General features: G+C 50.8%; 9 protein-coding genes. 8 read left to right on the forward strand and 1 reads right to left on the reverse strand.

What is annotated here, in order from left to right; translation table 11 throughout:
* Positions 1 to 9 precede the first annotated feature (9 nt).
* From AC5JMP_RS18850 to AC5JMP_RS18880, 7 genes are all read left to right on the forward strand, one after another.
* The gene (locus AC5JMP_RS18850; RefSeq protein WP_495853023.1) at positions 10 to 1,515 is read left to right on the forward strand and encodes an NADH-quinone oxidoreductase subunit M; all 1,506 of its coding nucleotides are present in this window, start codon (positions 10 to 12) and stop codon (positions 1,513 to 1,515) included.
* 76 nt (positions 1,516 to 1,591) lie between these two features.
* Positions 1,592 to 2,899, forward strand: coding sequence for a CO2 hydration protein (locus AC5JMP_RS18855; RefSeq protein ID WP_495853024.1), 1,308 nt, complete (start codon positions 1,592 to 1,594; stop codon positions 2,897 to 2,899).
* A gap of 638 nt (positions 2,900 to 3,537) precedes the next feature.
* On the forward strand, positions 3,538 to 4,656 hold the full coding sequence (locus tag AC5JMP_RS18860) for a hypothetical protein (RefSeq protein WP_495853025.1): 1,119 nt from the start codon (positions 3,538 to 3,540) through the stop codon (positions 4,654 to 4,656).
* Positions 4,657 to 4,737: 81 nt separating this feature from the next.
* On the forward strand, positions 4,738 to 7,542 hold the full coding sequence (locus AC5JMP_RS18865) for a two-partner secretion domain-containing protein (RefSeq protein ID WP_495853026.1): 2,805 nt from the start codon (positions 4,738 to 4,740) through the stop codon (positions 7,540 to 7,542).
* 145 nt (positions 7,543 to 7,687) lie between these two features.
* On the forward strand, positions 7,688 to 9,388 hold the full coding sequence (locus tag AC5JMP_RS18870) for a VWA domain-containing protein (RefSeq protein WP_495853027.1): 1,701 nt from the start codon (positions 7,688 to 7,690) through the stop codon (positions 9,386 to 9,388).
* 4 nt (positions 9,389 to 9,392) lie between these two features.
* Positions 9,393 to 10,127: a hypothetical protein gene (locus tag AC5JMP_RS18875; RefSeq protein ID WP_495853028.1), complete on the forward strand. Its 735-nt coding sequence runs from the start codon at positions 9,393 to 9,395 to the stop codon at positions 10,125 to 10,127.
* Positions 10,124 to 11,239: a substrate-binding domain-containing protein gene (locus tag AC5JMP_RS18880; RefSeq protein WP_495853029.1), complete on the forward strand. Its 1,116-nt coding sequence runs from the start codon at positions 10,124 to 10,126 to the stop codon at positions 11,237 to 11,239. Before AC5JMP_RS18875 ends, AC5JMP_RS18880 begins: the two co-directional genes overlap by 4 nt.
* A 114-nt stretch (positions 11,240 to 11,353) precedes the next feature.
* Here the strand turns inward: AC5JMP_RS18880 and AC5JMP_RS18885 are convergent, their stop codons facing one another.
* Positions 11,354 to 12,229, reverse strand: coding sequence for a dienelactone hydrolase family protein (locus tag AC5JMP_RS18885; RefSeq protein WP_495853030.1), 876 nt, complete (start codon positions 12,227 to 12,229; stop codon positions 11,354 to 11,356).
* A 493-nt stretch (positions 12,230 to 12,722) separates the two neighbouring features.
* Between AC5JMP_RS18885 and AC5JMP_RS18890 the strand changes: the two genes are divergently transcribed.
* Positions 12,723 to 14,105: an efflux RND transporter periplasmic adaptor subunit gene (locus AC5JMP_RS18890; RefSeq protein ID WP_495853031.1), complete on the forward strand. Its 1,383-nt coding sequence runs from the start codon at positions 12,723 to 12,725 to the stop codon at positions 14,103 to 14,105.
* Positions 14,106 to 14,112: the final 7 nt, after the last annotated feature.

A 14,112-nucleotide genomic window follows, 5' to 3' on the forward strand; every position in this document is an offset into this window, starting at 1 on the left:
CTTACCTCTATGCTGAGTTCTCTCATTTGGCTTCCGATTTTGGGTGCGGCGATCGTCGCTCTTTTACCCGCTTCTCATTCCCAACAGCAGATTCGCGCAGGTGCTGTCTGGCTATCGGGTGGCGTTCTGCTGTGGACAATTTGGCTACTGACTCAGTTTGATATTGCCTATTCGGCGCTTCAGTTTCGGGAGTATTTGCCCTGGCTCGAAACCTTGGGATTGAACTACGAGCTGGGGGCAGATGGCTTATCGATCGTCATGCTGGCGCTCAATAGCTTTCTCACTTGGATTGCGCTGCTGTGTAGTGGTAGCACCGATCGCCCGCGCTTATTTTATTCGCTGATTCTGTTCATTAGCGGTGGCGTTGCTGGAGCTTTTCTAGCCCAAAATCTGCTGCTCTTTTTCTTCTTTTATGAGCTAGTTCTGGTTCCTTTCTATCTGCTAATTTCCATCTGGGGCAGCGATAAGAGAAGCTATGCGGCAACCAAGTTTTTGATTTATACGGCGACTTCTGGCATTTTGATTCTTGCCGGATTCTTAGGTTTGGTTTGGCTGACGAAGGCGGCTGATTTTTCTTATCAGTCGGTGTTAGGGCAAACGCTGCCGATGGGCTTGCAGCTTGTCCTGCTGGGTTTGCTGATCATAGGATTTGGCATCAAGATTCCCCTGGTGCCCTTTCATACCTGGCTACCTGATACCTATGTGGCGGCTTCTACGCCCGTCGTAATTTTGCTAGGCGGTGTACTGGCGAAGTTGGGAACCTATGGCATTATGCGGTTTGGGCTGGGTCTGTTTCCGCAAGCCTGGACGATCGCCTCTCCCTATTTAGCCACCTGGGCAGCCATCAGCATTTTGTATGGAGCAATGGCGGCGATCGCTCAAAAGGACATCAAGCGCATGGTTGCCTATAGCTCGATCGGGCATATGGGCTATGTGTTGCTGGGGGTGGCGGCTCTCACGCCATTGGCATTAGTGGGCGCAGTGTCGCAGATGGTGGCGCATGGATTAATTCTGGCGCTGCTGTTTCATCTGGTGGGGGTGATTGAAGTTAAAGTGGGCAGTCGGGAACTGGATGTTTTGAACGGCTTGCTGAACCCGATTCGCGGCTTGCCTTCAGTAGCTTCAATGCTGATTTTAGGAGCTATGGCAAGCGCCGGAATTCCGGGATTGGCGGGTTTCATTGCCGAATTCCTGGTGTTTCAGGGCAGCTATGCCGTGTTTCCTTGGCAGACGCTATTGGCGGTTATCGGTACGGGACTCACAGCCGTTTATTTTGTGATTCTGCTGAATCGTACTTGTTTTGGCAAGTTGGACAATGCGATCGCCTATTTTCCTAAAGTTTACTGGTCTGACAAAGTACCTGCGCTAATTTTGGGAGCGCTGATTCTGTTCTTGGGAATTCAACCTGTGTGGTTAGTGCGGTGGACAGAATCAACGACAACGGCTTTGGTTGCTACAGTACCCGATCGGGCGATCGTAGTTCAGGCGGACGATGCGAGCACAAGTTCCCTGTAAGTCTTCTTTCTATCGAAAATGATTGCCCGAATGCTGCCCCTACACCTTAATATCTCACCCTACATTGACTATCCCTATGACCACTACCCTCGAAAACCCGACGATCGCTAAGTTACCGCCTTCCACCCATGAATTTTCCGACGTTATCCGTCGCTTGGAGGCAGGTGGGGCGATGCTGCCGGATACGCCGGAGAACTTGATGCAGATCATTGGGTTGTACAAAGCCTATGCTGTGCCGATGGATTTCTACTGGCGCGATCTGCTGTACATTGCCGAGCGCGTGTTCCTGAATCCGCTGCCGTTTTTTAAGTATTTCATCTCGCAGGATTATCTCGATCGCCCCAATCACTATGCCGGAGAGACTGCCGATCTGCGGATCTGGCGAGGCAGAGCCTCAGCGCACCCGGAGCTATTGGAATTTATGGCGAAAGGGGAAACTAATTCAAAGCTGCCCCGACTGTTTCATCATCTCTGGCACGATCGCATTAACATGGAGTTTGCTGAAGAATGTATGCGATCGATGCTCTGGCATGGGCGCGATATGGGCATGGGACAGTTTGATGCTTACCTAGACAGCGAGGAGTATCGTCAAAACGCCGATCGCGCCATCAAAGCCTACTTCAAGGGTAATCTGGCAATGCTGGGGCTATATAAAATGTTTCCTGAAATGTTCCTAGAGCAGGTACGGCAAATGTCCTACTACTCAAATTTAGGTCTGTTTTGGGAGGTAATGGCTCCGGTATTTTTTGAGATGTCGGATCTCTACGATGAGGGTAAGATTGCTAGCGTCCCCGATGCGATGAATTTCTTGGTGAACGGTATCTTTGCGATCGCCGGACGACCGATTTATCATCATCTTTACGTTGGCGACGAATGTTACGAGATTATCCCCAAGTCGAAGGGTTTTATGTGGCTTTACGAGGCAGCGCTACCCTATGTAGAAGCCGTGTTTTATCGCACTTCTCCATTCCGGGGCACTAAGTCTTACAATGCTCAAGCCGGACAGGTGCCCACCCAGCAAAAAGACTTTCACTATGGCGTGCTGTATGCTGACAAGTTTCCCGTTGGCTCTGCCGGAATTCCACCAACGCTGCTGGCGCAGGATATGCTGCATTTTTTGCCGCCCTACCTGGTGGAATATTACCAGCAGCACTGCCGGGGTGAAGATGACATGCTGGTGCAGTTGGCGGTTAGCTTTCAGCGATCGATGTATTGCGTTACCTCTGCGGTGATTCAGGCGCTGCGAACTGCCTTACTGTATCCCTTGGACGACCCTAACCCAGAACATTTGCTGGCAAACCGCAAGTTTTTTGAGGCACAGCTCGATCGATTTAAGCGATCGGAGTCACGGATTCGGGAGATTCAGTCTCAGGAGTATCGCTAAATCAAGTTTGCATTCTCGCGATCGCTATTGGCTCAAGCAAAACTAATGTTTGAGTTGCCAAAATCAATATTTGCTTAAGCGAAACCAGCATTTGCTTCAGTGAAATTAATATTTGGGTTCCCAAAATCAAGGTTTGGGTTCTCGCGATCGCTGTTGGCTGGGGCGAAATCAAGGTTTGCTTAGACAGACAGTGATCGCGAGAACAGGGCAATAGATAGGCAACGAAGGAAGCGGATGAACAATTGAGCACCTGTTTCATCCGTTGCCTATGGGTTATCTAGTTGGTTGGGCGATAGTGGGTGCTATGAAGTGCCCCCCTGCCTTCGGACAGATTGTTCGCATTACCTTGCAGCATCAACTGCTGATGATTTTTCCTAGAAGTAGACCCACTCTACTTCTGCCTCAATTGCTTGCCGATAAAATCGAGTGACCTACATCCCCAGTTCCGCTTGATTCAGTCATTGGATGCAACTATACAAATGGCATCAATAACTTTTCACTGTCCAGTCATTCAAGATTTAGAGCAAAATTATTAAGTTACGCAAATTAATTCCGAGACTTGGCGTAATTCCTCTGGATTTGGATGATAGATGAGATAAATGAATCAGTGCTACAGCAAGTTCTTGAAGGAGCCTACCATGCCGCCAAAAACCTCATGTAAGCCACGTGGGAAACATCCTACCAACGCCGATCCTACCTATACAAGACCTTCCTACACAACGGATGGCTCTAAAGTCTATATGGCGGCTCGGTTCGCTCCCGATAATGATCCCACGCCTGAGCCTAGTTTTCTTGCAGATGCGAATTATTGGAATTTCTCGCTATTAGAAGCAGGGGGTTTCACAGGTGTAACCGTCAAAAGATTAAACTCTGGCAATCGAGGCTTAGAGGTGACGCTGTCTACTAGCGCTAGATCCACTCGCAAGGACATCGAACTAGATGCGTTTGTAAATGAGCCGCTTTTTCGCACCTCAATCGTCTTTGAGAATGGGTCGATCGCCAAAATTGCCTACAGTGGAGAACCAAATCTTACAGGAAGAAATAAACATGATTTCCTCTACGGTGGTGATGGCGCTGAAGTCATTGACGGACGAAGAAGCTCAGACTATATGAAGGGGGGCGGCGGTAATGATGTCTACATCGTTAACAACGCCAGTGACTTTGTAGATGATTCTCCTGAGACTGGAACGGAAACTGTTAAGGCTTCCGTAGATTGGTCTTTAAGTAAAAAAACTCAGAATGTAACTTACTACTCTTATGCCTCACAAGACCCAACGGGTATTGATAATCTTGTTTTGACAGGTGGCAGCAACATCAAGGGGACAGGAAACTACCTTAATAATGAGATTACTGGCAATGATGGTAATAATTTATTGGTAGGATTCGTGGATCTGCCGCGTTATTCTGATGGAACTGTCTTTGGCATTACTGATGCTGGCATCCTACAGCGTGCTGAGGATAGGTATAGACACCAGGTTGATAAACTAACGGGTCGAGGTGGTAAAGACACATTTGCGTTAGGGGACACTTCTCAAATTTTTTACACCTTGAGCGGCAATGGAGATTATGCAGTCATCAAAGACTTTTCAGCAGGTACCGATAAGATTCAGATTAAAGGGGCTGCAATCAATTATAGATTGCAGGTAAGTGGCGGCAATACTCAAATCTTTGCGAAAACTGGCAACGAGCTGATTGCAATCGTAGAAGGCAAAACGAACATTGGAGCGATTACCAACAGTTTCATTGTGGCAACCTGAGCTTTAATCTACGGGCAATCGCCAATCGATCGCTCTATTTAAAGGCTTGCAAGATTGAGAGCTTAATTTGACTACTCTATTATGATACAGCCTGCTTGTGTGATTTCCAGAGGGGCAATTGGTTTATTAATTTGGATGCTCTGGGGAAGCAATTTAGCCCTATCTCAAGTCGTTGGAGATACTACGCTTCCGCGTCCGTCTCAGGTTGGAAATCAAGGTAACGCTCTGGTAATCACGGACGGCACTGAAGCCGGTACAAATCTATTCCACAGCTTTCGAGAATTTTCGGTGCCCAATGGCAGAACGGCATCGTTCCGGGGCGTTGATCCAGCAATTACCCATATCTTCTCTCGCGTGACCGGATCGCGTATTTCTAGAATTGATGGCACGATTGAAGTCTTGAGATCAGATGGCTCCCTCAGCGCTGCCAATCTTTTCCTGCTCAACCCCAACGGCATTGTGTTTGGACGCAATGCTTCACTCAACGTTGGCGGATCGTTTTTAGCAACTACCGCTAACCGGATCAACTTTGCTGACGGCACACCGTTTAGTGCTGTTACACCACAATTGGCGCTGCTAACGATCAGTCTTCCAGTGGGTCTTCAGTTTGGCAGAAATCCAGGAAATATCGTTAATCGATCGACCCAAGTTATTCGAGACACGCAGGGCAATCCTGCTCTATTTGATGGCGAATCGTATCCTGGCGGATTGCAAGTCCGTCCCGATCGCACTGTGGCTTTGGTGGGCGGAAACGTCGATCTGCTGGGCGGATACCTATTTACAGCTAGCGGACGAATTGAACTAGGCAGTGTCATCAGTCCGGGTCAGGTGAGCCTGTCTACAATAGACGAGGGATGGCGTTTAGGATACGAAGGGATACAAAAGTTCGGTAGAATTCGCTTGTCCCAGGGAGGAAGCGTGGATACTAGCGGATCGATTGCAGTTGATGCTGGCGTAGGAGGTGGTGGCGCAATTCAAATTCAGGCAGGACAAGTCAGTCTTACAGATGGCTCACAGATACTTTCAGTGACGGAAGGAACCGCATCTGGACAAAGGCTTTCTATTCACGCGATCGATTCTATTACTTTATCAGGCATCGTTAGCGGAATTAATAGTGGTTTTTCGACGACGACAGTAGGTTCTGGCAATGCTGGAGACGTGCTTGTTTCTACGCGATCGCTCATCATCCAAGACGGAGCTTCAGTCAACTCCATTACGAATGCAAACGGCAAGAGTGGCAGTCTGAATATCCGAGCCTCAGATGCCGTCATTCTAGACAGCGCCCAGCCTAACTTTGGCACAGGTTTAGTGACTCAGACTGGCTCTGATGCGTCAGGAAATGTGGGAGATATCCGCATCAGAACCGGACGTTTGATGATTCGTAATGCGAGTTTAGGCTCTCTGACGCTAAGTTCAGGGCGCGGCGGCGATGTGTCTATCCAGGCTCAATCTATAGATATTTTAGGTAACGGTCTTTTATATTCCCAAACGCAGGGCAATGGAGTCGCAGGTCGCGCCGGAAATATCACCCTTCAAACTCAGCAGCTTCGTAGCCAGGAAGGCGGGGCAATTTCCTCAACAACTTTTGGATCTGGGCGGGCGGGCGACATCACCGTCAAAGCAACGGATATCGCTATGGCAGGAATTTTGCTTTTATCGAACGGTCAGCCTCAGCTTAGCCCTGAAGGATTGACCTTTCCTGGAGGCATATTTTCTGGCCCTGATGTGAGGGCGATCGGCAATGGCGGACAGATTTTGGTCGAAACTCAGCGATTACGCCTCAGCGGGGGTGCCGTTTTGCAAACTAACACCTACGGCAGCGGAGCAGCAGGTAACTTGACTGTACGTGCTAGAGAGGCGATCGAGATTAGTGGCACTGCCCCAAATGCTCTTTCTCCGACAGGTCTACTGGCTGTTTCTGGAGGGCTGCCCGGTCAAAATTTTCGAGCGGTGCGTCAGGCGACTGGAGCAGGAGGCAATTTGAACATTACAACTCGGCAATTCACAGTTCGAGAGGGGGCAGTGGTGGCGGTAAGCAGTATAAATCCGCAGGCTACTGGCGCAGGACGTTTGCAGATACGGGCACAGAACATTCTGCTAGACAGAGGATTAGTAGATGCTCAAACCGAATCAGGATCGGGAGCAAACATTGACATCCGCCAAGCAGAGGTCTTACTCCTGCGACGCAATAGCGCTATTACGACATCGGCAGGAACTGAAAGCGGAGGCGGGACAGGGGGCAATATTGATATCCAAAGTAACTTTATTTTGGCAAATCCTGATGAGAATAGCGATATCACGGCAAATGCGATCCGGGAAAATGCGGGGAACATAACGCTAAACGAAAAAGCACTCATCGGAATTGCGCCACAGGAGCAGCAGACGATTGAAAGTGATATCACTGCCAGCTCAGAGTTTGGCAACAGCGGCGTTATTAGTTTCAATACGCCCAGGATCGACCCGACACGGGGCTTAGTGGCACTAGCGAGCGATCCTGTTGATGCCTCTCAATTGATCGATCGCCAGTGTACCGCAGGAAACGAACCCGCTCAACGCCTTGCCAGCGAATTTGTGATGTCGGGTCGTGGAGGTCTGCCTCCCAGCCCAACAGATTTGGGCACAACTCAGGCAGTGCTGACAGATTGGGCAACCTTGGATGCGAAACCAGTCCCGCCAGCAAATAGACTTCCTCCGCCTGTTGCCTTTAGGGAAGGCGTTTCTGAGGCTGATCGTTCTAGCCATGCAGGGACGATCGCCGAAGCCCAGGGCTGGGTCATTGATAAAAGTGGGGTGGTTATCTTGACAACTCAGGCTACGGGTCGCTCCTATCCCTCTGAGTTAGCACCTGCTTGTGCCGCTCAACTCTCTCAAACTCATCATCCTTGAATCTGAAGTGCCCACCATAGATGTCTTAAACAAACTGACGACAGCTATTAAAGATTGATTTCAAAGTGAGTGAATTTTGGAATCTGCACCGGGAATATTGTAACTAGAGTCAAACCGTTTCTCCTGTCGCTTCACGGATCAATCTATGCTCTTCAAGATTAAAAGACTTGCGGTTTACTTGTTTCTGACCTTCTCTGCCGTTCTGCTCATTCATGCCTGTGGCAGCAGCGCTCCAGCCGGATTTGAAGTGAAGATGCTCGTGGGTAGCGCCCTACAGGATTTTTGTACCCAATCTGCCGATCGCTTTAACCAGCAGCAGCCGAAGCTTCAAAGCGGCGAGGCATACTACGTTTCCTGTGAGGCTTTGGGCAGCGGCGATGGGGTGGCAAAAATGGTGTCCTTGGCGCAGCAGTTCAAAGCGGGCACTTTACCTGCCGATGCTCCTGAGTTTCCAACGCTGCTCTCGGTGGATGGTGAAATCTATCAGAGTTTATTGATCGATCGCATCAACCAAGTGTTTCCAGGACAGAAATACATCCCTGAAATCACCGATTCACCGCTGCTTGCCAATAGCCCGATGGTGTTCATGGCTCCGGCAGACTTGGCTCCCGGATTGCGGCAAACGAATGATTTGTTTAAGGCTCTGGTGACGGCAAAAACACATCGAGATATTGATGCTGCCAGTCAGCCTTTGCCCGTTCACTATGTCCAGACTGCACCCACCAAATCTAACTCTGGGCTGCAAACGCTAGTGGCGCAATATGCCTCGGTTTCGGGTAAGCGACCTGAACAAATGACGGACGCAGATGTCAAGCGCTACACGGCAGATGTGAAAGCCATTCAGGAAAAGATTACGCGATACGGCGTTTCTACCCACTCTCTAGCCACAGCAATGGTGCAGAACGGCAGCTTTTGGGCTTCGATCGCCTCTGTCTATGAGTCTTCAGTGATTGCGGCGAATGCGGGGCAAACGCCAGGGCAAGCCAAGTATGAAGCAATTTATCCCAAAGCGACCTTTTCATCTAACATGCGATCGATCTTGCCCACCGCTCCCTGGGTCAGCGCTCAGGAAAAAGCAGCAGCAGAGCAGGTCGTCACCTATCTGCAATCTGCCGAAGCGCAGCAGATTGCTGCCAGCCTCGGATTACGACCTGGTACTCCTGGCGTGGCGCTGGGGGCAAAGTTTAGCCCAGAGTTTGGCGTGAATCCCCAGGCAAAATACGACTCCTACCGTCCGCCCCAGCCCGAAGTGGTGGAGGCCATGCTGACCGCCTGGGAACAAAACGCTAAAAAGCCCTCCTTGGTGGCGATCGTAGTCGATTCATCCGGTTCGATGGCGGGCGACAAAATGCCAGCCGTACAGTCCACGCTGCAAAATTATATTAAAGCTCTGACTCCCAACGATCGCATTGCCCTGATCGATTTTGATACTGCTATCCGTCCTCCCATTCTGGTGGATGGCTCTCCTGCTGGACAGGCTAAAGGGCTAGAGTTCATTAGTGGTTTAGCGGTAGAGGGCGGTACTGCGCTTTACGATGCCTCGCTCTACGGTCGCAACTGGCTCCAGCAAAATCTTCGTCCTAATGCCATCAACGCGGTACTTGTGCTAACGGACGGTCAAGATACGGACTCCAGTATTGGCCTTGACCAGCTGGCGACCGATTTAGCCAAGAGCGGCATTGAGAGCGACCAGCGTATTTCCTTTTTCACGGTCGGCTATGGCAACGAGGGCGAATTTGATGCCAGCGCTCTAGAAAAAATTGCCCAAACGACAGGCGGCTACTACTCTAAGGGAGATCCTGAGACGATTTCACGGGTCATGCAAAACCTACAACTGGAGTTTTAGGATTGTGAAATTTGCTAACCCTCTTTACTATCCTCTGCCGATGCTGATAGGTGCGATCGCCCTAGTATTCAGCATCCGGGTTGCCAAATTGCCAAGCTGGGTGGCACTGCCTGCTGCGGGGGCGATCGCCTTTACAGGAGCCGCCTTCCGCAAAGGGCAGGAGCCGGAAATGCTGAATCTAGAGAATCCGGAATTAGAACGGGAACTCCTCTCAGTGCAGCAGCAGGCGAGGCTGTTAGCCGAAAAGGCGATCGCACTTCGCGCCGAGGCGGCAAGGCTAATTACCGATTCCCTGCAAATGGATCTGCTGGCATCGGTGCAATTGGCTTGCGATCGGTCAACGGAGCTACCCCAAAAGATAAATGCACTTGCCCAACGAATGCAGGGTAGCGATTCGCTGCTGTCGGTAGATGATTTACGCAAACAGTTGAGCGGAGTGCAAAATCGCCTACAAACAACCCGCTCAGGTTTAGTGAGAGAGCAGCTTGAATATCTGGCGGAAAGCTTGGAGCAAAATATACAGCTTGTCCAAACTGGAGAGGATGCTCGGCAGGCACAGGTTGCCAACCTGTCTACGCTGGTTGTGGATTCGGCAGGCGTGTTGCAAGCCCTGCAAAATAAACTGCGATCGGCAAACCTGGCAGATGCGCAGCAAAGTCTAGAACTGCGATCGCTCAGCGACGAGCTGAGCCTCTTTCAAGAAAACGTCGATTTGCTGATGAGCCAATCATCCCCATGAAAAGAACTCAATCTCGCCTGACCCGTCGAGCCTTTCTCTCTAGCCTTATCTTCCTGACAGGACTCGGTCTTGCCTACGCACCGATACCGGGCTTGAGTCAGACAATCGCGATCGTGAGCGGCACAGAGCTTCAGGAACCGCTGCAGGCTCTAGAAGCTAAATTTGAGCAAGCCCATCCTGATATCCAGATCGAGCTAAAGTTTCAAGGCTCTCAGGATATTGTCAACAACTACATTGACGACAAAAACGAGTTCACTCCAGCAGTACTAATCCCAGCAAATGGCGAAAGCCTGACGGAGCTAGAGGAGCGCTGGCTTGCCCAAAACAGTGAACCTCCCTTTTATGGGGCACCCCAGCCGATCGTCAAATCCATTCTGGTGGGCATTGCCTGGAGCGATCGCGGCAAAGTTCTATTTCCCAACGGACGTTTTGACTGGCAACAGCTAGAATCTGCTCTACAGAAAGGCAACTGGAGCGCGATCGGCGGTGACAAAAGCTGGGGCAGCATTGATTTGGTTTTGACCGATCCGACGCGATCGAATAGCGGTCAGTTGGCGATGGGGCTATGGGCAGGATCTAGGGGGGCAGGATCTAGCACTCTCAATTCCAGTGTGCTGAGTAGTCCAGCGATCGCCTCTCTATTTAAATTAGCAAAGCAGTCGGTTTACAATCCGCCGCGATCGACCGACACCTTGCTGCAAGAATTCATCACGCGCGGTCCCAACGATGCTGATGTGGCAGTCGTTTACGAAAGCATTGCCCTACATCGCTGGAAGCAGTCCACTACGACGCAAGGAAAGCCCTACCAGATTTACTACATTGACCCGACGATCGAGACAGTTTCAACAGCAGCGATCGCCAAACGTAATGTCAGTCAAGGTGCTGCTAACGCCGCTCAGCAGTTTCTAGAATTTCTGAAGCAGCCCGAACAGCAGGCTGTGTTTGTGCAATATGGCTTTCGTCCGGTGAATCCCTCAGTGGACTTGCGATCAATCCCCAACAGCCCTTGGAATCAAAATATTCCCGGTGCCGAAGTCAACCCGCCCGGAGTTCAGCCAACGCCCGATCGCAATACCCTAGACGAAATCATTCGCCTGTGGCAGCGAGGATAGCTCAGCATACCACTCAGAAGCTTTGCAGCCGCTAAAAAATGGGCGTTGCTGATTTCGTGTATAGATTTTTTGAAAGGGGTGAGAATCGCCCCTTTCAAAAAATTAAGTCGTGGCTTAAGCCTTCAAATAATAGTCAAAAAATGCGATCGATCGTTCCCAGGCAAGCTGGGCAGCATTGGCATCGTAGCGCGCTTCACTGGTGTCATTGTGGAACGCATGATTCACTTTGCCATACATGCAGAGGGTGTAATCTTTTCCTCCAGCTCGCAGCGCCGCCTCGTATCCAGGGATTCCTTGATTGATTCGTTCATCAAGTCCGGCATAGTGAAGCAACAGCGGCGACTGAATCTTTGGCACATCCTCAACTGGGGGAACCAAGCCGTAGAAAGCGATCGCTGCCCCCAAGTCCGGCGCATTGACTGCCAACTGATTAGTCATCGCCCCCCCCCAGCAAAAGCCTACACAGCCGACTTTACTGGCACCGCGACTTTGCAAAAATGCCAGGGTTGCCATGAGATTTCCCAAGGTTTGCTGAGCATCTAGAGCGCCAATTAGCTCACGCGCCCTATCTTCATCTTTGGGAGTGCCACCTGCGATCGAGAGAAAATCTGCTCCCAGAGCCTCATAACCCTCCAATGCGACGCGACGCACGACATCTTGAATATGGGCAGTCAAGCCTCGATTCTCGTGGATCACGATCACTTTGGGCAAGTCCCCTGAAGCATTTTTGGGTCGAGCTAGATACCCCATCATTTCTCCACCCGCACCAGGATAGGTGATGGTTTCGGTGCTGAGCTGAGGATCATCTTCTGCCACCATGACCGCTTTGGCGTAGTTACTTTCCAGAATGGGCAGAAGGGCTGTAGCTGCCGCCGTGCCTCCCGCCAGCAGAACCAATTTTTTAAAGAAGTCGCGCCGAGCCAAAGCAGTATGGGTGTATTCGTCAAATAGATCAATAATTTCTTGGTTCACCTGATTTGCTCGCTTCATTGGGTGATAATTCCTGTAATGACAATTCCTATATGGCTGAAGTAACCCAGCCTGAACTTAAGGACATATAGTCTGAGAACATCTGGAAAGAGAGCCTTGTCTCTTTAAGCATTCTGTAACATCTTATATTTTTGTAACGCCACAATGCCGTCCGACACATTACAAATCTGTAATCTAAACGATCGCCCCTCTGTTATCAGAACTGCCTTTAATAGCTAGCAGTCGTATGTTCCCCTTGTGGCTCGGTAAATACGGCACCTGAGCGTTGCTGATTTCAGAGAGAGATTTTTATGAGAGAGGAACGCGGGGTGCCACGCTCACAAACAATATCGCTTCAAAAAAATATCTCTCGATGAAGCCATGACTCTGAGGCTACAACTTCAGGAAGAGATAAGTTTACAAAACTCAATGTATGCTCAGATCTATGACTTTCAATGCTTGTAACACTGCGTGACTCATGCTGCCAACCTCAACCCATAGATCCTCTAACAGATTGACTGATCGATCGCAGCTGGCGGCAATACTGAGCCGCTTTTGGCTAACCGGACTGTTTCTTTTACCTACGGGCTGTGCCTTGATGCCGCCTGGAGATGCCCAAACGGCTGACCAGTCACCTCGATCGCAGCAGCCTCAATCTGTTGCCGTGGATGTAGCGATCGCCCGTGAGGCGCAGCTAGAGCAAGACCAAGCCTATACGGGTACAACTCTGCCCTATCGCCTAGTGTCTGTGCGATCGCAGGTGGAAGGGCAGGTTTTGGACGTGGCGGTAGATGTGGGTAATCCAGTACAGCAAGGACAGGTTGTGGCGCAGCTAGACGATAGTCTGCTGGCAGCAGCAGTCGTGGAAGCTGATGCAGAAGTGGCGGCGCGTGAGGCGGATGTCGCCAGTCTGCAAGCCGAAGTGGCGGATGCTCAAACCCAGGTCAGACAAGCAGAGCTAGAGCTTCAGCAGGCGCGATCGGACGCAGACAGGCTGGAGCAGCTTTTTAGAGAAGGCGCGATCGCCGAGCAGGAATTTGAGCTGGGACGCACAGGAGCCGCAACGGCAGAACAGGCAGTGCGATCGGCGCAGCAACAGGTACGTAACCGTCAGAGAGCCGTGGATGCGTCTCAGCGTCGGATTTCTTCTCAAGAGGCGTTGGTGGCTCAAGCCCAGCAGCGACAGGGTTACACAGTATTACGCGCCCCGGTAGAGGGTGCAGTTTTAGAGCGGGTCATGGAGCCGGGAGACTTAGCTCAGGCGGGTAGCGAAATTTTGCGGTTGGGAGATCTCAGCCAAATTAAGGTGGAAGTGCAAATTTCAGAGCTAGAGTTGGCTGACATTCGGTTAGGTCAGCCTGTGCAGGTTAAATTGGATGCCTTTGCCGCTCGCACTTTCCAAGGTCGCGTTTCTCAAATTTCTCCTGCTGCCGATCCGACTGCTCGGTTGGTGCCCATTGAAGTGACGATTCCTAATTCAGAAGGGCAGATCGGCACTGGGCTGCTGGCGCGAGTTAGCTTTACTCCCCAGACGGCGCGGCAAGTCGTAATCCCTGAAGCTGCGGTGCAGGTTGCTTCTAGAGGCTCAGCGCCATCGGGTTCGCAGGCATCCCGATCGCAGGCATCCCGATCGCAATCAGGCTCAGCGCCGTCGGGATCAGCCACTCAGCGCTCTGAAGCCAAGACTGCGACGCTTTTTGTGGTTAAAGGAGAGGGCGATCGCGCCACGGTAGAAGCTCGAACGGTGCGTCTGGGCGATCGGGTGGATGATCAGGTGGAAATTTTGTCAGGACTGAAGCCGGGTGAACAATTCGTGGTTCGCAGCAGCGGAGAGCTGAAGAGCGGTAATTCGGTACGCCTTAGCCTGATTTCTGAAACTCCCTCAGCAAGCCTCTAAACGAATT

The sequence above is a fragment of the Drouetiella sp. genome, assembly GCF_059504425.1.